Origin of the sequence: Arthrobacter crystallopoietes (assembly GCF_017603825.1) — a bacterium.
GTDB classification, from domain to species: domain Bacteria; phylum Actinomycetota; class Actinomycetes; order Actinomycetales; family Micrococcaceae; genus Crystallibacter; species Crystallibacter crystallopoietes_B.
This window is the reverse complement of record NZ_CP072014.1, coordinates 2,080,343-2,098,254: the sequence shown is the minus strand read 5'-3', so window position 1 is coordinate 2,098,254 and position 17,912 is coordinate 2,080,343. Positions and strand designations below refer to the sequence as shown.

Below are 17,912 nucleotides of genomic sequence, written 5' to 3'. Positions count from 1 at the left end.
GGCAACCTTTGCCGCCCGCCGGCGTCGTTGGCCAGGTCAATCGGAGGTGCTAGGTCAGTCGGAGGTGGTCGCCTCCGGACGGTCCAGGCCCTCGAACGGTGAAAGCGCCGCCAGGAACTGCTCCCGGTCTGTCTTCCGGACGGTGGTAGCGCCGTAGGGAATGGTGATGGAACGCGGATTCCAGCCATACTCGATGCTGCCCTTCATCTCCTACCCATGCGGCCATCGTAGCCGTGGCCGGACTGGCCTAACGCCCGGTCACTTTATCTGCCGTCTTGGCGATTAACGACGTCGGCCCTTGCCTGCGGTTCTCCGCCTTGTCGGCGGCGTGGTACGCCTTGTACATGGCTTGGACGGCGATCCAGCGCAACGGTTCGATTTCCCAGCGCCGGACCTTGCGGTTGACCCAGGGCATGGTGGTCAGCTCGCTTCCCGGTTCCAGGATCAGGTCGCGCAGGGTGCGGGCGGCGAGGTTGGTGGCCGCGACGCCGGTGCCCACGTAGCCGCCGGCCCACCCGAGTCCGGTCGCCGGGTCCAGTCCCACGGTGGCTTTCCAGTCCCGCGGCACGCCCAGCACACCGGCCCAGGCATGGTCGACGGCGGCATCGCGGGCGGCCGGAAACATATCATGCAGGATCGCGGTCAGCAGTTCGGTGGTCCGTTGCTGGGTGGCGCCGTCGGTGTCCGTCCGGGAACCGAAGCGGTACGGCACTCCCCTGCCGCCGAGCGCGATCCGGCCGTCCGCAGTGCGCTGGGCATACATGTAGGCGTGGGCCATGTCGCCCACGGTGTCCCGGTGCTCCCAGCCGATTTCTGCCCAGACCGCCGCGGGCAGGGGCTCGGAGGCGATCATGGATGAGTTCATCGGCAGCCAGTCCCGGTGCGAGCCCTTCAGGTTTGCGGTGAAGCCTTCGGTAGCGCGAAGCACGTATCTGGCCGTGACGTCGCCGTGCATGCTCCGGGCCAGACCCGGCGCTATTTCCGTCACGGTGGTGCCTTCGTAGAGCCTGACGCCCAAACGCTCGACGGCGGCCGCCAGTCCGCGCACGAGCTTCGCCGGGTGGATCCGGGCGCAGTGCGGCTGCCACAGCCCGCCGAGGGCACCGGTAATGTGCACCCGCTCCGCGGTCCCGCCGGCAGAGAGCAGCTGCGTCCCGGCCTCCGGCCAGAGCGCTTCCTCCTTGGCCCAGGCCCGCAGGCGTTCAAGCTGGGCGTGGTTGCGAGCCACGGTGAGTTCGCCGCCCTTGTGGAAGTCCGCATCAATCCCCTCGGCTCCGGCCACGGCTATGACCTCTTCCACGGTCTCGTTGAGCAGTTGCTGGAAGCGCCCGACGACGGCGCGGCCATGGGTCTTGACGTACTGGTCCCGGCCGCCGGTGATGCTGTTGGTCAGCCAGCCGCCGTTCCGTCCGGACGCGCCGAAGCCGGCGAAGCGGCTCTCCAGTACCACCACGTCCAGCTCCGGGCGCGCTTGCTTCAGATAGTAGGCGGTCCATAACCCGGTGTAGCCGGCACCCACGATGGCGACGTCCGCCGTCGTGCTTTGAGCCAAGGCGGGGCGCGGCGAGGGAATGCCGTCCGCGGCGTACCAGAACGAGATGCTCCCGTTGACGGTCATGGTTGCGGTTCCTTTCGATGAGCAGGCGGAGCAACCGGCCGGGCAGCGGCGCAAGCGTGGAGCCGGGCCTCGATGCCGTCGAGCAGCAGTTCGAGCGCGAAGTCGAAGTTGTCCTCGTCGCTGATGCCGGCCATCGCCGCCGCCGATGCCGTTGCGTTCGGAAAGCGCTCCGGCGAAGCCTGCGCATAGGCTTCTGCCCAAGCCCGGTTGTCCGCCTCGGACTTCTCGCCGAGAGACCTCAGTGCGGCGTCGAATCCGGTCCAGGCGAGCATGAAGTCGGCGCACGCCCGGTAGGTCCGCACGGCATCCACCGCGCCGAAGCCGGCCCGCCGGAATGTGGCGAGCATGGTCTCGACGAACTGCATCTCGGACTCCTGCCGGGTCACACGTACGGCCGCGAGCGCCGCCACCTGCGGGTGGGCCAGGTACGCCCGCCGCCCGCGCACCACGAGCTCCTTGATGGTGGCCCGCCAGGACGGCTCCGGTTCGAAGTCCTTCAGCGCCTCGCCGATCAGCCGGTCCGCGAGGGCCAGCAGCAGCTCGTCCTTGTCCTTGAAATGCCGGTAAAGCGCCGTCGGATCCGCGCCGAGCAGCCGCCCGATGCGGCGGAAGGTCAATGCCGAGCTGCCATGCTCGTCGGCCAGCCGGAGGCAGGCGTCGACGATGACCTCGCGCGAGAGCCCCTTGGCACGCTCCCGCTGGATCCCGATTTCTGCCGGTGCCATCCCTTCACCTTTCGCCGGCCGGTTTTGACTCCACTCTAATTGTGAAGTCAACACCGTTGACAATTCGGCCCGCATTCAGTTCGATAAGAGACACCCCTCAACAGCAGCAACAGGAAAGCAGGCATTGTGAGTGCAGACTGGATCTTCCATTCCGGTCGGATCTTTGACGGGCAGCAGGTCCACCCGACGGCGACGGCAGTAGCTGTCACCGATGGCCGGATCACCGCCGTCGGCACCGACGCCCAGGTGCGTGAAGCTGCAGGAACCTCAGCGGAAACGGTGAACCTGGCCGGCCGGCTCCTCACGCCCGGCTTCACGGACGCCCATGTCCACGCCGTCTATGGCGGCGTCGAGCGGCGCGGCTGCGACCTCTCCGACAGCTCCGGGCTGGACGCCGTTTTGACGTGCATCGACGCCTATGCGGCATTGAAGCCAGAGTCCTGGATCACCGGCGGCGGCTGGCACAAGGCGGACTTCCCCGGCGGCTACCCCACGCGCGAGCTGCTCGACAAAATTGTGCCGGACCGTCCGGTGTACCTCATCAACGCGGACCATCACAGTGCCTGGGTCAATACCCGCGCGCTGGAACTCGCCGGGGTGGATGCGGCAACGCCGGACCCAGCGGACGGGTGGATTGAACGCGGCACGGACGGCTTCCCCACCGGCACGCTGCACGAGGGCGCGATGGACCTGGTCAACAAGTTCCTGCCGCCGCTGACGGACGAGGATCTCTGCGGCGGACTGCTCGAGGCCCAGCGCTACCTGCATTCGGTGGGCGTGACCGGCTGGCAGGAAGCGATCCTCGGCAGCTACGCGGGCTATCCGGACGCCAGCGGCGCCTACCGCACTTTGGCCGGTCGCGGCCTGCTTACCGGCAGGGCCACCGGCGCGCTCTGGGTGCCGCGCAGCACCACCTCGGACAACATCGCCGAACTGGTCACCGATTTCGAAGAACGACGACGGGCCAACAGCGCCGGTGGATTCGTCACCACGAGTGCCAAGATTATGGTGGACGGCGTGCCCGAGAACCGTACCGCGGCGATGCTGGATCCCTACCTGCGCCCCTGCCGCTGCGGAAACCCGGACGGCAGGGACGGCAGAGCCGACAGCGCCGGACACGCCGTCGCGGACCAGGACGCGGACGGGAACGACCGGGGGCTGCTGTACCTGCCCAAGGAGGTGCTGACCCAGACAGCGGTTGCCCTGGATGCTGCCGGATTCGACCTGCACCTGCACGTGATCGGCGACCGCGCCGTCCGGGACGGACTGGACGCCGTCGAGCACGCACGCCGCAGCAACCCCCGCACCCGCGGACGCCATCACATGGCGCACCTGCAGATCATCCACCCGCAGGACATCGCCCGCTTCGCGGCCCTCGACGTGACGGTAAACGCACAGGCGCTCTGGGCCTGCAACGACGACCAGATGCTGCAGCTGACCGTGCCGCTCATCGGTCAGGAACGCGCGGCCTGGCAGTATCCCTTCGGCTCCCTGCTGGCTGCCGGGGCCACCATGGCCATGGGCTCGGACTGGCCGGTGTCCACGCCCGATCCCTGGCAGGCCACCCACGTGGCAGTCAACCGCACCTACCCCGCCTACCCGGAGGCTCCGCCCCTGCTGCCGGAACAGGCCATTTCACTGCAAACCGCCCTCTCGTCCTACACAGCCGGCTCGGCGTGGCTGAACCGCAACGACGACGGCGGTGCCGTCTCGGTGGGCAAAGCCGCCGATCTCGTGGTGCTGAATGCCGATCCCTTCCGGCTGGACCCGGGTGAACTGCACACCGTCGGCACGGACTTCACCATGGTCGCGGGCGTCCCGGTCTATACCGGACAGCCGCAGGAGGCGAAGGCGTGAGCCGGACCACTACGTACGACGACGCCGACCGCCGCATCCCGCAGTCCCGAGTCCACGCTGCGCTGGCCGATGCGTCCACCACGCCGTACTGGCTCGACGATCCGGCCCGGCCGGACTCGCTCGCGCCGCTGGACTGGGATACCACTACGGATCTGGCCGTGGTCGGCGGCGGATACACGGGGTTGTGGACGGCACTGATGGCCAAGGAACGCGATCCGGACCGGCGCGTGGTGCTGCTGGAAGGCAAACGGATCGGCTGGGCGGCCTCCGGGCGCAACGGCGGTTTCTGCGAGGCCAGCCTGACCCACGGCGAGGCCAACGGCAAGAAGCACCTGCCACAGGAAGCCGCGCGCCTGCAGGAGCTGGGCCATGAGAACCTGGAGCAGATCGCTGACACCGTGGAGAAGTACGGGATCGACTGCGGCTTCGAATGGACGGGCACGCTCAGCGTCGCCACCGAGGACCATCAGGTGGAGTGGCTGCGCGAGGACGAGGGCAAGGATCCGAACGTGGTGTTCCTGGACCGGGACGCCGTCCGCAAGGAGCTGAACTCCCCGGTCTACCGGGCCGGCCTCTGGGACAAGAAGAGCACGGCCATGCTCCACCCGGCCCGCCTCGCGTGGGGACTGCAGCGCGCCTGCCTGGCCTCCGGCGTCGAAATTTACGAGCACACGCCGGTCCGCGGGATCAGAGCCACGAAAGGTGGCAGCGGTCCGGTCCGGATAACTACCGACGGCGGCACGGTCACCGCGGCGAAGGTCGCGCTGGCCACCAATGTGTTCCCCTCCCTGCTCAAGCGCACGCGGCTGCACACCGTGCCGGTCTACGACTACGTCCTGATGACCGAACCGCTGACGCCCGAACAGCTGCGGGCCATCGGCTGGCACAACCGGCAGGGACTGAGCGATCTGAACAACCGCTTCCACTACTACCGGCTGGCCACCGATCCGCAGGGGCACCAGCGCATCCTCTTCGGCGGCTACGACGCGGTCTACCACTACGGCCGGCGGGTGAAGGCCGAATACGACCAGCGCGAGGAGACCTTCGCCCGCTTGGCCGCCCACTTCTACGCCACGTTCCCGCAGCTGGAGTCGGTGAAATTCACCCACAAGTGGGGCGGCGCCATCGACACGTGCAGCCGTTTCTTCTCCTTCTTTACGACGGCGTACGGCGGCCGCGTTGCCTACGCCGCCGGTTACACGGGGTTGGGTGTGGGCGCCACCCGTTTCGGCGCCAACGTCCTGCTGGACCTGCTCGCCGGCACGCCGACAGAACGCACCCGACTGCAGTTGGTAACGAAGAAGCCGCTCCCGTTTCCGCCCGAGCCGCTGGCCTGGCTCGGCGTCAAAATCACCGCGGCCGCGATGATCCGCGCGGACCGCCGCCAGGGCAGGCGCGGACCCTGGCTCAAACTAATGGATGCCATCGGAATGGGCTTCGACTCCTGACCGGCGCCACCGCAACGCCCCACGCTCACCCGCTCCACCGCTTAGCCCCTACCCCACCAGCTTCCCCGCACTAGGAGGACCATTGCACCAGTTTATTGACGGCCGGTACCGCGAAGGCCGCGGCGACGAGGCCAAACGGACCAATCCCGTCACCGGCGAGCCCGCCGAGATCATCCGCTATGCCAGTACGGACGACGTCGACGACGCGGTCGCCGCGGCCAAGCGGGCCTTCGGCACGTGGTCGCGGCACACCCCGGCCGAGCGCTCCGATGCCCTGCTCGCCCTCGCCGCGGAACTGGGCCGCCGCGCGCAGGAGATAGCGGCCGTCGAAACCGCCCAGACCGGCAAGGCCATCCGCCTGGCCACGGAATTCGATGTCCCTGGAACCGTCGACAACGTCTCCTTCTTCGCCGGCGCCGCCCGGCAGCTGCAGGGCCTGGCCGCCGGCGAATACGGCGCCGGCGGTACGTCGATGATCCGCCGCGAACCCATCGGCGTGGTCGGCTCCATCGCCCCCTGGAACTACCCGTTCCAAATGGCCGGCTGGAAAATCCTGCCCGCCATCGCCGCCGGCAACACCATTGTGCTCAAACCCTCCGAACTCACCCCCGGCACCTCCCTCATCTTTGCCGAAGCCGCCACCGCCGCCGGCATCCCGGACGGCGTAATCAACATCGTCACCGGCACCGGCACCGTCGCCGGCGAACACCTCGTCAGGCACCCCGACGTGGCCATGACCTCCTTCACCGGCTCCACCGCCGTCGGACGCAAAATCATGGCCCTCGCCAGCGAAACCGCCAAACGCGCGCATCTGGAACTCGGCGGCAAAGCACCCTTCGTGGTCTTCGACGACGCCGACGTCGAAGCCGCCGCCCACGGCGCAGTCGCCGGGTCCATCATCAACGCCGGCCAGGATTGCACCGCCGCCACCCGCGCCTACATCCAGCGCCCGCTCTTCGACGCCTTCACCGCCCGCGTCGCCGAACTCATGGACCAGGTCATCGTCGGCGACCCCACCGAGGAGGCCACGGACCTCGGCTCGCTGATCAGCCATAATCACCGCGACAAGGTCGCCGGTTTCGTCGACCGCGCCCGTGCCAACGGCGCCGCCATCCTCGCCGGCGGCCACGCACCCGGCGGCGACCTCGCCGCCGGCGCCTACTACCGCCCCACCCTCGTGGCCGGCGCCGCGCAGGACTCCGAGATCGTGCAGGAGGAAGTCTTCGGGCCCGTACTCACCGCGCTGCCCTTCGACACCGACGACGAAGCCCTCACCCTGGCCAACGACACCCCCTACGGGCTAGCCGCCTCCGCCTGGACCAACGACCTCAACCGCTCCCTGCGCGCCAGCGCCGAAATCCAGGCCGGCTGCGTCTGGATCAACGACCACATCCCGATCGTCTCCGAAATGCCCCACGGCGGCTACAAAGCCTCCGGCTTCGGCAAAGACATGTCCGCCTACTCGCTCGAGGACTACACCAACACCAAACACGTCATGCTCAGCCGCGACAAAACACCTCACAAGGACTGGCAAAACACCATCTTCCGTGCCAGGGGCTGAGCTGCGCTGTTTGTCCGGACCAAGCGAATAAAGAACGGGATTCATTTTGCTCTTGTGTTGGGCGGCTCACACCTGCATAATAAATGAATCAAATTCATTTGATGTGACCCGCATCCCACGGAAGTGTTTTCTCCCAATGATTGAACTGACTCAACTGGATCCGCCTGTGTCGTTTGCCCGTACCGAGCGCAGCGACCGCGCACCGCTGCGCGTCGGCTTGGTCCAGCACCGCTGGTACGCCGATGCAGCGGAAACCAAAGCCGAACTCGCCGAAGGGATCGCACGTGCGGCAGCCCTCGGCGCCGCCGTCGTCTTCCTGCCGGAACTCACGCTGTCCAAGTACCCTGCGGACAAGCTGCCCGAAGGCCGTGCCGAGGAACTGGCCGAAGACCTCCTGACCGGCCCCACCTTCACCTTCGCCGCCGAGGCCGCGCGCGCCAACAATGTGTGCGTGCACGCCTCGCTGTACCAGCGCACTGATGACCCGGCCGACGAACTCGGCCTGAACACCGCCATTCTGGTGTCGCCGCAGGGCGACCTGCTGGCCACCACCCACAAACTCCACATTCCGGTCACCGCCGGCTACTACGAAGACAAGTACTTCCGCCAGGGCCCCGCCGGCGAGGACGCCTACCAGGTGCACGCGCCGGCAGAACTGGGCGGTCTCCGGCTGGGTATGCCGACCTGCTGGGACGAGTGGTTCCCCGAACTCGCGCGGATGTATTCCCTCGGCGGTGCGGAACTCTTGGTCTACCCCACGGCCATTGGCTCCGAGCCGGACCACCCGGACTTCGACACGCAGCCCCTCTGGCAGCAAGTCATCGTGGGCAACGGCATCGCCAACGGCCTGTTCATGGTGGCCCCGAACCGCTGGGGCAACGAGGGCACCAACACCTTCTACGGCTCCTCCTTCATCTCCGATCCGTACGGCCGCATCCTGGTGCAGGCTCCGCGGGACGAGTCGGCGGTACTGGTTGCGGACCTCGACCTGGACCAGCGCAAGGACTGGCTGACGCTCTTCCCCTTCCTGACCACCCGCCGCCCGGACACCTACGCCCGGCTGACCGAACCGGTCCGTGCGGACCAGCCCTTCGGCTCGACTGGATCGGTGCAGCCGGCAGTCTCGGGCACAGTTGCCTCGGCAGCGAAGGTGGTAACAGCCGCCGCAGGAACGGTGGCCTGACCATGGCGTGGAAGATGCCCGCCGAAACGGCCGAACAGTCCCGTATCTGGATGGCTTTCCCGCCCGGCGGCTACACGCTCGGCGACACCGAGGAGCAGGCCCATGCCGCCCGCTCCACCTGGGCGTCCGTTGCCAACGCCGTCGCCGAATTCGAACCCGTCACCATGGTGGTGGATCCGGCCGACACCGCCACCGCGCGCGACTACCTCTCCCCCGCCGTCGAAACGGTCACCGCACCGCTGAACGATGCATGGATGCGCGACATCGGCCCCACCTTCGTCACGAACGACGACGGCGGGCTGGCTGCGGTCGACTGGGTGTTCAATGGCTGGGGCCAGCAGGACTGGGCGAGCTGGGACAAGGACGAAAAGATCGCCACCCGCGTGGCCGAGCTGGCCGGCGTCGAACGCATTGCCTCCGCGCTGGTCAACGAGGGCGGCGGGATCCAGGTGGACGGCGAGGGTACTGTCCTGGTCACCGAGACCGTTCAGCTGGACCCGGGCCGGAATCCCGGGGCCACCAAGGCGCAGATCGAGGCCGAGCTGGCCCGTACCATCGGCGCCACCAAGATCATCTGGCTGCCGCGCGGGTTGACCCGCGACTCCCAGCGCTACGGCACGCGGGGGCATGTGGACATTGTGGCTGCAATCCCTTCCCCGGGGACCCTGCTGGTGCACGCGCAGAACAACCCGGAGCATCCGGACTACGAGGTCAGCCGCGAGCTCATTGCGTTCCTCCACGGCACTACCGATGCCGCCGGCCGGAGCTGGAACATCGTTGAGGTACCGGCGCCGGAAACGCTGCGGGACGACGAGGGCTTCGTGGACTACAGCTACATCAACCATCTGGTGGTCAACGGCGGCGTCATCGCCTGCACCTTCGCTGACCCGGCGGATGAAAAGGCGCTCGCCATTCTCGCCGACGTCTATCCCGGCCGCCGCGTTGCCGGCCTGGATGCCCGCGAACTCTTTGCCCGCGGCGGCGGCATCCACTGCATCACGCAGCAGCAGCCCCGCACTTCCCGAAAGGCCATGACATGAGCCAGACAACACGCACCGCCCCGGCGGCGGCCCGGACCGGCAAGGGGCTCGCCAGCGGACAGCTCGGCCTGCTCGCCGTCGTCGTTATTGGTATTTCCACCATCGCACCGGCCTACGTGCTGACCTCCACGCTGGGTCCCACCGTGCAGGCCATCGGCACCTACCTGCCGGCGATCTTCATAGTTGGCTTCGTGCCGATGTTCCTGGTGGCGCTGGGTTACCGCGAGCTGAATGCGGACTCGCCGGACAGCGGCACCACGTTCACGTGGGTGACCAAGGCGTTCGGGCCGTTTGTGGGCTGGATGGGCGGTTGGGGGCTGCTCGCCGCGAACATTATTGTGCTCTCCAACCTGGCCGGCGTGGCGGTGGACTTCTTCTACCTCTTCCTCTCCCAGCTCACCGGCTCGCAGGCCATTGCCGACCTGGCCGCGAACAAGGTAGTCAACGTGCTGACCTGCCTGGTGTTTGTGGCGCTGGCGGTCTGGGTTTCCTGCCGCGGCGTGAAGACCACCAAGACCGTGCAGTACGTGCTGGTGATCTTCCAGCTGGGCGTGCTGGCCTGGTTTGTGCTCGGCGCGCTGGCCAAGATCGGTACCGTGCCGGACGCGCAGCCGCTGGCGTTCGACTGGGAGTGGTTCAACCCCTTCGGCATCGAGAGCTTCTCCGCCTTCGCCGCCGGTTTGTCGCTATCCATCTTCGCCTTCTGGGGCTGGGATGTCTGCCTGACCATGAACGAAGAAACCACCAACGGCAAGCGGACCTCCGGCATCGCCGCCGCGGTTACCGCCGTCGCTGTTCTGGTCATCTACCTGCTGGGCTCCGTTGCGACCATCATGTTCGCCGGCGTCGGCGACACGGGATTGGGGCTGAATAATCCGGACATTTCCGAGAACGTCTTCACGGCCATCGCCGGCCCGGTCATGGGCCCCTTTGCCATCCTGCTCTCGCTGGCCGTGCTGTCCAGCTGCGCGTCCTCGCTGCAGTCCACCATGATCTCGCCTGCCCGCAGCCTGCTGGCCATGGGCTACTACAAGGCGCTGCCGGAGCGCTTCGCGAGGATCAACCCGCGGTTCCAGTCGCCGGTGTACGCCACGGTGGTGGCCGGTGCCGTATCGGCCGGCTTCTACACGCTGATGCGCTTTGTCAGCGACAACGTCCTCAACGACACGATCATGGCGCTGGGCCTGATGATCTGCTTCTACTACGGACTGACCGCGCTGGCCTGCGTCTGGTATTTCCGCCGGACCGCGTTCGTGAACGCGCGCAGCTTCCTGTTCCGGTTCCTGTTCCCGCTGCTCGGCGGTCTGGCCCTGGTGGTCGTCTTCCTCCAGACGGCGGTAGACAGCTGGGATCCGGCATTCGGCAGCGGCTCGGAGGTCTTCGGGATCGGGCTGGTGTTCATCATCGGCGTGGGCATCATCGCGCTGGGCCTGGTGGCAATGCTGCTGTTCTACCGGCGCAACCCGGAGTTCTTCCGCGGGCAAACGCTTGAGCAGGATTCGCCGGCTCTGGTGGTGCCGGAATAGTCCCTGCACAGCCACCTCGACAAAAGGGTGCTGCCGCAATCTGCGGCAGCACCCTTTGCTGTACCTGGCTAGGCCCAGGGCCTACGTACCGGGCTTAGGGGTAGAGGCCGCGGGTGAGGTGGGCTTCCGCCACGCGCTCGACAGCCGTCACGGTTGCTGCCTCGCGCAGGCTCAGGCCACGCCGGGCAGCAACGGCCAGCACGTTCTCCCACGCTGCGAGCATGCGTTGTTCCAGCCGCTCCTCGACCTCGGCGGCGGTCCACCAGTAGGCCTGGTTGCCCTGCACCCACTCGAAGTAGGACACGATCACGCCACCGGCGTTGGCGAGGATATCGGGCACCACCAGCACGCCGTTCTCACGGAAAACAGCATCAGCGGCAGCCGTGGTGGGTCCGTTGGCGCCTTCCACGATGACCTTTGCCCGGACCCGCCCGGCATTCCCGCCATGCAGGACACCTTCGACGGCGGCCGGCACCAGCAGGTCGACCTCCAGTTCGAGCAGCTCCTCGGAGCCGATGGCGTCGGAGCCCTTGAATCCGACCACGCTGCCCGTTTCGCGGACATGCTCGGTCAGTGCCTTGATCTCCAGTCCGGCTGCGTTGTATATCGCGCCGTACTGGTCCCCCACAGCGACGACGGCGACGCCGGCCTCGGCGAGGAATTCCGCGGCACCGGCGCCAACCTTGCCGAAACCCTGCACGGCGGCGGTGCTCCCGGCCGGGGCGATGCCAGCCTGCCGGAGAGCGGCCAAGGCCACGTGGACGACACCGCGGGAGGTCGCGCTGGCCCGGCCGAGGGAGCCGCCCACGCTGACGGGCTTGCCGGTCACCACGCCGGGCACCGTGTAGCCGACATTGACGGAGTAGGTATCCATCATCCACGCCATGGTCTGTTCGTCGGTGCCGATGTCCGGAGCCGGGATGTCCTTTTCGGGGCCGATCACCGGCAGGATTTCGCTGGTGTACCGGCGCGTTACGCGCTCAAGTTCCTGCTGCGAGTAGTTGCGCGGATCGATTGTGATCCCGCCCTTGGCCCCGCCGTAGGGCACATCGAGAAGGGCACATTTCCAGGTCATCCACATCGCCAGCGCCCGCACTTCGTCGAGCGAAACCTCCGGGCTGTAGCGCAGTCCGCCCTTGGCCGGCCCGCGCGAGAAGTTGTGCTGGACGCGGTAGCCGGTGAGGATTTCCACTGTGCCATCGTCCCTGCGCAGCGGAATGCTCACGGAGAGCTCGCGGCGTGGCCGGGCCAGCATCTGGTGCAGCCCGGAGCTGTAGCCGAGGGTGCGGACGGCCGAGGCCAGCTGGCTTTGTGCACTCTCCCACGGGCCCGCGTCGGTGCCGGCGGCGGCCGGGTCCTGGCCGGATTTGCCTGAGGGGTGCGGTGATAAAACAGTTGTCGTCATTGACGTTCGTTCCTTATTTAGCTGTATGCCGGATAGCTGCCTTCCTGAGGCTATAAGGACGAGCGGGGAACGTCAGTGGGCGAGTGCACAGCAGCCCGTTGGGTTGTTGTGGCCAACTACAGCGGATCTGAATAGGCCCCTTGCAGCCACCGGTAGGGCTTCATAGGGTGGAAAAGACCCCACGCGAAGAACACTCCGCTAACCTCGACGACATCATCGACCCGTAGGAAGACATGCTGCCCAGTCGATTCGGACCGGCCATGGCAAAATGCCCGAAACCGTGGACGAGGCCGACCGCGCCCAGCGCGGCCTGAGGGACATTCCCGGCACTGACGTATACATAAGCCCTAGCGTGGCGGCGGTCTTTACCGCCGTCGGGCGCTGGCGCATTGCACGCAGAACCGCGCTTCCGGCCGGACTTCGAGCCGCTCTCGCGGTATCTCGCGCCCGCAGTTCTCGCATGTGCCGTAGGTGCCCTTCTCGAGGCGGTCCTCGGCTTCCAGCAGTTCGGCAAGCGACTTTTCGGTGCCGTCGAGCAGCGCGACCTCGCGGGCGCGTTCGAGCGTGAGTGTGGAACCCTCCGGGTCGTGCTCGTCGTCGGCGGGAATATCGTGCGCGGCCAGTGTCGCCTCGTGAATGTCCGCCGTCAGCCGTTCGATCTGCAGGCGGGCCTCGGCGATCTTCTCCTCCAGCAACTGCCGGTACATTCCTTTATCCGCCGTGGCTGCCGTGGACCCTACATCCAGCGCATCGCTCATGACGCCACCATCCTCTCGGAGTTATGAGAGCATCATAGTCCCCTCCGACGTCGTTATATCCGTCTTGCGACACCTCTGTTATGCGATCGTTCCGCAAACGTCACCGGCCTCTCCCCTTGACCGCTTCCGGCTCAGTAACGCACGCTGAGGTGAGGACCCGGCGGCGCCGCTGACCGGGCAAAAATCGCTAGATTACGGGGTGCGGACTGACATGGCGGAGCGGGAGATCCAGACCGATGTCCTGGTGGTCGGCGCGGGACCGACCGGACTGATGCTGGCCAATTGGCTGACCAAGCTCGGCGTGCCCATGCTGGTGGCCGACGGCAAATCGGAGCCGACGCGGGAGTCCCGGGCCCTGGGCCTGCAGGCCAGAAGCATGGAGATCTACGATCAGCTTGGCGTGATCGACAAGGTTCTCGCTGAGAGCACCGTGGCGCAGAAGCTGGTCTTCGGCTACGAAGCGCGCGAGCTGGGACGGGTTCCCATCGGGCGGCTGGGCCGCGGCGTGACACCGTATCCGGGCATCACTTTCCTGGAGCAAAGCCGGAACGAGCAACTCCTGGTGGACAACCTCAAGGCACTCGGCTCCGATGTGTTCTGGCAGCACCGGCTGACCGCCTTGGACGTGGATCTGCCCGATCCTCAGCCGGTGACGGCAACGCTGGCGACCGACGACGGCGGAGTGCGGGTCCGCGCACGGTACTGCGTGGGTGCCGACGGCGGTTCCTCGACGGTGCGTTCGGCGCGCGGCATTGCGTTCGAAGGAATTACCAACGCACACACTTTCTACGTCTCGGATGCGACAGAGGTCCGGGGGCTGGCCCTTGACGCCGTCAACGTCCGGCCTGGCACCGAGGATTTCCTGCTCGGTTTTCCGATGGGCGGTGACTCAGACGTGCGGCTGATCGGCACGGTGCGGAACTCCGATATCGGCGGTGACGAGCTTTCCGAGGACACCGTGCGCCGGCGCCTGCAACGGATTTACTCCATCTCCTACGGGCCGTCGCGCTGGTATTCCACCTACAAGGTGCACCACCGCACTGCGGCGGTCTTCCGCGACGGGCCGGTGTTCCTGGCCGGCGATGCCGCGCACGTACACTCCCCCGTTGGCGCCCAGGGCATGAACACCGGGTTGCAGGATGCGCACAACCTTGCCTTCAAACTCGCGGACGTATTGCAGGGCCGGGCCTCGGAACGCTACCTCGACCGCTACGAGGCCGAACGGCGTCCCGTTGCACGCCGGCTGATCTCGACCACGGACCGGTTGTTCGGCATCATCACCTCGGCCCGTCCGGTGCCCCGGACCCTCCGGAGGCTGATTCTTCCCGTGCTCGCACCGGTGGCGACGAATATTTTGCCCCGGCTCAGGGGTGCTCCGCGCCTGTTCGAGTACGTGTCCCAGGTGCGGATCCACTACTGGATGAGTGATGAAGCAAAGCAAGCTGCCAGAGGCCGCCGCAGCAAGGTGGTCGGACGCAGACTGCCGTACACCGGTTCAAACTTCGAGACGCTCCGCTCGCTCACCTGGCAGGTCCACGCCTACGGCGGGATCGACGACGTCGCCGTCCACCACGTCCGCTCCGCGCTGGGTCTGGACGTCCAGGTCCTGCCCCTGAACGGCAACACGAAACTGCAGCCGGGGTACTTCTATCTGATCCGGCCCGACGGATTTGTCGCGGCCGAATCCCTGCCGGTCGGCGCCGTCTCAACGTTCACTGCCGCGATGGCGCGATAAGCCCGGTTGCTGCGGCGCCCCTTACTGCCCTCGGTTCAGGAGCTGGCAGGTCGGACGGGATGCTCGCTGATGATGGAGAGCCGGTTGAAGGCATTCATGGTCAGCGTGATCCAGCTGATGGCGGAGAGCTGGTCTTCCGTGAGGCATTTGCGGGCAAAGGCGTAGGCCTGGTCCTGCCTCTCGTGGTCCGGCAGTTCGGTCAGGGATTCGGCGAGGGCCAGGGCGCCCTGTTCCTGGGCGGTGAACAGCTGGGTATCCCGCCAAGCCGGCAGGACTGCGATCCGCTGCACTGTTTCCCCAAGGGCCAACGCATCCGTGACATGCATGTTCAGACAGTACGCACACCCGTTAATCTGGGACACCCGGATGTTGATCAGCTCGGTGAGCATGCGGTCGATCCCGGCGGCATCCGCGGCTTCGCGGGCCTTGAGCCCCAGACCGTTCAGCGCCCGATAGGCCGCCGGGTGCTGCTTGTCGATGAAAATCCGCTCCCGCGTCACTTGCTCCACCGGGCCTCCTCGGTCTCGGCCTCGCCCTGCGCGGGGACGTCCATGACGTCGTCGTACTCATGGTGCTTACGAACGAACGCGGCGATGTAGGGGCAGAGCGGGAGGATCCGGCGGCCGCTGGCTTTCACATCGTCGAGGGCGAAGCGTGCCAGCTTCGAGGCCAGCCCCTGTCCAGCATAGGCATCGTCGACTTCGGTGTGGACGAACACCACCTGGTCCTGTCCGGGCTGCAGCCGCCGGTAGATGGTAAAGCCGATGGTGGCGCCGCCGTCGCGCAGTTCATAGCGGTGGCGCTCCGGCGCATGGACCACGGTGATCTCCCGGGCCTCGGCGGCAGTTTCGTTGGACATGGTATTCCTCTCCTCGATGGATGTGACGCCAATCCTGGCCCGGAGGGCGGGCTGGCGTTGCTGCTAGCGGCGCGGGCGGATACGTGCATTGGGCAGTGTCGGGGCGGGCAGTGGCTCCAGAGTGTTGCCCACCACGGTGCCGAACTGGTTGGTCGCCGTGGTGGCGGCCTGATGCGGTTCGGCGCCGATCTCGGCCTGCCAGTTGGCGCGGAATTCAACAACCTCGTCGTGGTCGCGTCCGACGAAGTTCCACCACATGACGATCGCTTCGCCCATCGGCTCGCCGCCAATCAGCAGCAGCCGGACGGGCTCGTCCGTCTCCGAGGTCAGCTCGATTTCCCGGTGCCCGGTGGGCAGGTAGGCCAGCTGGTCTGCGGTGGCCGTGGCACCGTTGAAGCGGACGGTACCGCTGTCCACCAGGACGCCGTATTCGAAGGATTCCTCGACGTCGAAGACGGCGCTCTGCCCCGGTTTCAGCAGAAGTTCCGCTCCGAGCAGCGGCGAATGCAGCGCAACCGGGGATACGCTGCCAGCGAGCGAACCCATAAAGACGCGCAGTTCGTAGGCATCGGTGACAACCGGCTCCGGCGTGTAGTGGTCGAAGCCTGGATCGTTGAAACGGGCATGATCCGGCAGCGCGACCCACAGCTGGGCACCGTGCAGGACCGTTGATTCGGCGGTGGAAACCTCGGAGTGGCAGATGCCGCGGCCCGCCGTCATCAGGTTCAGCTCGCCGGGCCGGACAAAAGCGTGGAATCCTGCGCTGTCGCGGTGTTCGATCTCGCCGGTGAACAGCCAGCTCACCGTCTGCAGGCCGGTGTGCGGGTGCGGCGGAACGCGCATGCCGCCGGTTTCGGACACCTCATCCGGACCGTAGTGGTCCACAAAGCACCAGGCGCCGATCAGGGAGCGTTGCCGCTGCGGCAAAGTGCGCCGGACGTTCATGGCCCGCGGGCCGCCGAGCGGCACGTCGCGCGGCTCCAGCAGTTCCACCCGTGACGGGGCTACGCCCACTTCCGCTTCATTCCCGCAGAGCATTTCCTGCGGATGCGGCTCCAGGTTACTCATTGCCCAACGCCCTCTCCCTCCACGCAATTCATGCAAACACATGTATAGCGTACACGCTACGGCCGCCGCGGCACGCCTAATGCTGCTACGACTGCTGCCTCGACCTGGGCACAACCATCATGGGCGAAGCACCGTGCTGAAGGACGGCCTGGCTGACGGACCCCAGCAGAAGCCCGGGAAAGCCGCCGTGTCCGCGGGTTCCGAGCACCAGCAGATCCGCGGTCTGTGTGGCTTGGACCAGGATCTCGGCAGGCTTGGCGATGTAGAACTGCCAGCTGGCCTTGACCTCGGGATACCGGGAGCGGACATCGGCCAGAATGGTGTCCAGGTCGTGGGCGACTTCCTGCCGGAACCGGCTGGCGCCTTCGGCATGGTCCAGCCAGACCGAGTCCCGGTAGTACGGAGCTCGGGTGGAAACCAGGGTCAGCGCCTTGGCATGGAACTGCGCCGCTTCCGCTGCTGCCCAGAGGGCCGGATTCTTCGATCCGAGGGCATCCATGGCCATGACAATCTGGCCAGCATAGCTCCAGGACTGGCTCTCGTCGTCGGGGTGCACGCCCTCGGCGCTCATGCCATCCGGGGCCGAAACCAGCCAAGGAACCGGTGCTGTGTCCGTCCTGCGGGCAGGCACTTCGCTGCGCCCCGCTTCCGTGCCGCCGGCATTCCGGCCCGGAGCGGTCACTTCGGGAATCACCACGGTCGGGCACTTCGAGTGCGCCGCCAGTCCCGCGGAGACACTGCCCATCAGACGGCCGGCGAATCCGCCGCGGCCCCGCTTGCCGACCACGGCCAGCGCGGCCGACTTCGAGAGGTCCACGAGCACGCCGCCAGGATTGCCCGCCACCACGCGGGACTCCACCGTCACGCCGTGGTTCTTGGCACGCTCGAGGGCTTCCTGCAGCATGGACTCGCCCCGGCGCGTCTCCAGCTCGACGTATTTGCCCTCCACCATAGGGTCGGCAATGTTCTGGGCCGGCGAGAACGCGGTCACGAGCCGCAGCGGCCAGCCGCGGAGCCGGGCCTCGTCAATGGCCCAGTCCAAGGCGCGGCTGCTGGCCGGCGATCCGTCATAACCCACAAGTACAACGTCTTCCATGACTCAACCCTAGGCGTCCTCACGCTGGCTGAG

At 66.9% G+C, this 17,912-nt stretch carries 16 protein-coding genes; 7 read left to right on the top strand and 9 right to left on the bottom strand.

What is annotated here, in order from left to right; genetic code table 11:
• Nucleotides 1-54 precede the first annotated feature (54 nt).
• Genes J5251_RS09720 through J5251_RS09710 form a run of 3 tightly spaced genes read right to left on the bottom strand, consistent with a single transcriptional unit; the run spans nucleotide 55 to nucleotide 2,343 of the window.
• Nucleotides 55-207: a hypothetical protein gene (locus J5251_RS09720; protein WP_171059340.1), complete on the bottom strand. Its 153-nt coding sequence runs from the start codon at nucleotides 205-207 to the stop codon at nucleotides 55-57.
• A 40-nt stretch (nucleotides 208-247) separates the two neighbouring features.
• Nucleotides 248-1,618 carry an NAD(P)/FAD-dependent oxidoreductase gene (locus J5251_RS09715; RefSeq protein WP_208575944.1) on the bottom strand — a complete coding sequence of 457 codons (1,371 nt, stop codon included), beginning with the start codon at nucleotides 1,616-1,618 and terminating at the stop codon, nucleotides 248-250.
• Nucleotides 1,615-2,343, bottom strand: a complete 729-nt coding sequence (locus J5251_RS09710; protein WP_171059339.1) for a TetR/AcrR family transcriptional regulator — start codon at nucleotides 2,341-2,343, stop codon at nucleotides 1,615-1,617. Before J5251_RS09710 ends, J5251_RS09715 begins: the two co-directional genes overlap by 4 nt.
• A gap of 126 nt (nucleotides 2,344-2,469) precedes the next feature.
• Between J5251_RS09710 and J5251_RS09705 the strand changes: the two genes are divergently transcribed.
• The 6 genes from J5251_RS09705 (at nucleotide 2,470) to J5251_RS09680 (ending at nucleotide 10,958) form a co-directional block, all read left to right on the top strand.
• Nucleotides 2,470-4,200 (top strand): amidohydrolase, encoded by a 1,731-nt coding sequence (locus tag J5251_RS09705; RefSeq protein ID WP_208575943.1) that lies wholly within the window; start codon nucleotides 2,470-2,472, stop codon nucleotides 4,198-4,200.
• Nucleotides 4,197-5,648 carry an NAD(P)/FAD-dependent oxidoreductase gene (locus tag J5251_RS09700; RefSeq protein ID WP_208575942.1) on the top strand — a complete coding sequence of 484 codons (1,452 nt, stop codon included), beginning with the start codon at nucleotides 4,197-4,199 and terminating at the stop codon, nucleotides 5,646-5,648. Before J5251_RS09705 ends, J5251_RS09700 begins: the two co-directional genes overlap by 4 nt.
• Nucleotides 5,649-5,730: 82 nt before the next feature.
• Entirely contained in the window at nucleotides 5,731-7,209 is a 1,479-nt protein-coding gene (locus J5251_RS09695; RefSeq protein WP_208575941.1) for a gamma-aminobutyraldehyde dehydrogenase, read from the top strand.
• A gap of 136 nt (nucleotides 7,210-7,345) precedes the next feature.
• Entirely contained in the window at nucleotides 7,346-8,392 is a 1,047-nt protein-coding gene (locus J5251_RS09690; protein ID WP_208575940.1) for a nitrilase-related carbon-nitrogen hydrolase, read from the top strand.
• A 2-nt stretch (nucleotides 8,393-8,394) separates the two neighbouring features.
• Nucleotides 8,395-9,432, top strand: coding sequence for an agmatine deiminase family protein (locus tag J5251_RS09685; protein ID WP_208575939.1), 1,038 nt, complete (start codon nucleotides 8,395-8,397; stop codon nucleotides 9,430-9,432).
• Nucleotides 9,429-10,958, top strand: coding sequence for an APC family permease (locus J5251_RS09680; protein ID WP_208575938.1), 1,530 nt, complete (start codon nucleotides 9,429-9,431; stop codon nucleotides 10,956-10,958). Before J5251_RS09685 ends, J5251_RS09680 begins: the two co-directional genes overlap by 4 nt.
• Before the next feature lie 94 nt (nucleotides 10,959-11,052).
• Here the strand turns inward: J5251_RS09680 and J5251_RS09675 are convergent, their stop codons facing one another.
• Together J5251_RS09675 and J5251_RS09670 are read right to left on the bottom strand one after the other, a co-directional pair.
• Nucleotides 11,053-12,363 carry a Glu/Leu/Phe/Val family dehydrogenase gene (locus tag J5251_RS09675; protein ID WP_208575937.1) on the bottom strand — a complete coding sequence of 437 codons (1,311 nt, stop codon included), beginning with the start codon at nucleotides 12,361-12,363 and terminating at the stop codon, nucleotides 11,053-11,055.
• A gap of 365 nt (nucleotides 12,364-12,728) precedes the next feature.
• Nucleotides 12,729-13,121, bottom strand: a complete 393-nt coding sequence (locus J5251_RS09670) for a TraR/DksA family transcriptional regulator (protein WP_139005136.1) — start codon at nucleotides 13,119-13,121, stop codon at nucleotides 12,729-12,731.
• Nucleotides 13,122-13,320: 199 nt separating this feature from the next.
• On the opposite strand from J5251_RS09670, the gene J5251_RS09665 reads away from it, so the two are divergent.
• Nucleotides 13,321-14,856 carry an FAD-dependent monooxygenase gene (locus J5251_RS09665; protein WP_208575936.1) on the top strand — a complete coding sequence of 512 codons (1,536 nt, stop codon included), beginning with the start codon at nucleotides 13,321-13,323 and terminating at the stop codon, nucleotides 14,854-14,856.
• A gap of 35 nt (nucleotides 14,857-14,891) precedes the next feature.
• On the opposite strand, the gene J5251_RS09660 is transcribed toward J5251_RS09665, so the two are convergent.
• The 4 genes from J5251_RS09660 to J5251_RS09645 all read right to left on the bottom strand — a co-directional run bounded on the left by J5251_RS09660 (nucleotide 14,892) and on the right by J5251_RS09645 (nucleotide 17,879).
• Nucleotides 14,892-15,365: a carboxymuconolactone decarboxylase family protein gene (locus J5251_RS09660; RefSeq protein ID WP_205676804.1), complete on the bottom strand. Its 474-nt coding sequence runs from the start codon at nucleotides 15,363-15,365 to the stop codon at nucleotides 14,892-14,894.
• Nucleotides 15,353-15,715 (bottom strand): GNAT family N-acetyltransferase, encoded by a 363-nt coding sequence (locus J5251_RS09655; RefSeq protein ID WP_208575935.1) that lies wholly within the window; start codon nucleotides 15,713-15,715, stop codon nucleotides 15,353-15,355. Before J5251_RS09655 ends, J5251_RS09660 begins: the two co-directional genes overlap by 13 nt.
• Before the next feature lie 63 nt (nucleotides 15,716-15,778).
• Nucleotides 15,779-16,783, bottom strand: a complete 1,005-nt coding sequence (locus tag J5251_RS09650; RefSeq protein WP_208575934.1) for a pirin family protein — start codon at nucleotides 16,781-16,783, stop codon at nucleotides 15,779-15,781.
• An 85-nt stretch (nucleotides 16,784-16,868) separates the two neighbouring features.
• Complete coding sequence (locus J5251_RS09645; protein ID WP_208575933.1) at nucleotides 16,869-17,879, bottom strand: universal stress protein; 1,011 nt, start codon at nucleotides 17,877-17,879, stop codon at nucleotides 16,869-16,871.
• Nucleotides 17,880-17,912: the final 33 nt, after the last annotated feature.

Excerpts from the sequence above, each read along its gene's own strand:
- J5251_RS09720 (WP_171059340.1), bottom strand. The coding sequence starts at position 207 with ATGAAGGGCAGCATCGAGTATGGCTGGAATCCGCGTTCCATCACCATT.
- J5251_RS09715 (WP_208575944.1), bottom strand. The coding sequence starts at position 1,618 with ATGACCGTCAACGGGAGCATCTCGTTCTGGTACGCCGCGGACGGCATT.
- J5251_RS09710 (WP_171059339.1), bottom strand. The coding sequence starts at position 2,343 with ATGGCACCGGCAGAAATCGGGATCCAGCGGGAGCGTGCCAAGGGGCTC.
- J5251_RS09690 (WP_208575940.1), top strand. The coding sequence starts at position 7,346 with ATGATTGAACTGACTCAACTGGATCCGCCTGTGTCGTTTGCCCGTACC.
- J5251_RS09685 (WP_208575939.1), top strand. The coding sequence starts at position 8,395 with ATGGCGTGGAAGATGCCCGCCGAAACGGCCGAACAGTCCCGTATCTGG.
- J5251_RS09680 (WP_208575938.1), top strand. The coding sequence starts at position 9,429 with ATGAGCCAGACAACACGCACCGCCCCGGCGGCGGCCCGGACCGGCAAG.
- J5251_RS09675 (WP_208575937.1), bottom strand. The coding sequence starts at position 12,363 with ATGACGACAACTGTTTTATCACCGCACCCCTCAGGCAAATCCGGCCAG.
- J5251_RS09670 (WP_139005136.1), bottom strand. The coding sequence starts at position 13,121 with ATGAGCGATGCGCTGGATGTAGGGTCCACGGCAGCCACGGCGGATAAA.
- J5251_RS09655 (WP_208575935.1), bottom strand. The coding sequence starts at position 15,715 with ATGTCCAACGAAACTGCCGCCGAGGCCCGGGAGATCACCGTGGTCCAT.
- J5251_RS09650 (WP_208575934.1), bottom strand. The coding sequence starts at position 16,783 with ATGAGTAACCTGGAGCCGCATCCGCAGGAAATGCTCTGCGGGAATGAA.
- J5251_RS09645 (WP_208575933.1), bottom strand. The coding sequence starts at position 17,879 with ATGGAAGACGTTGTACTTGTGGGTTATGACGGATCGCCGGCCAGCAGC.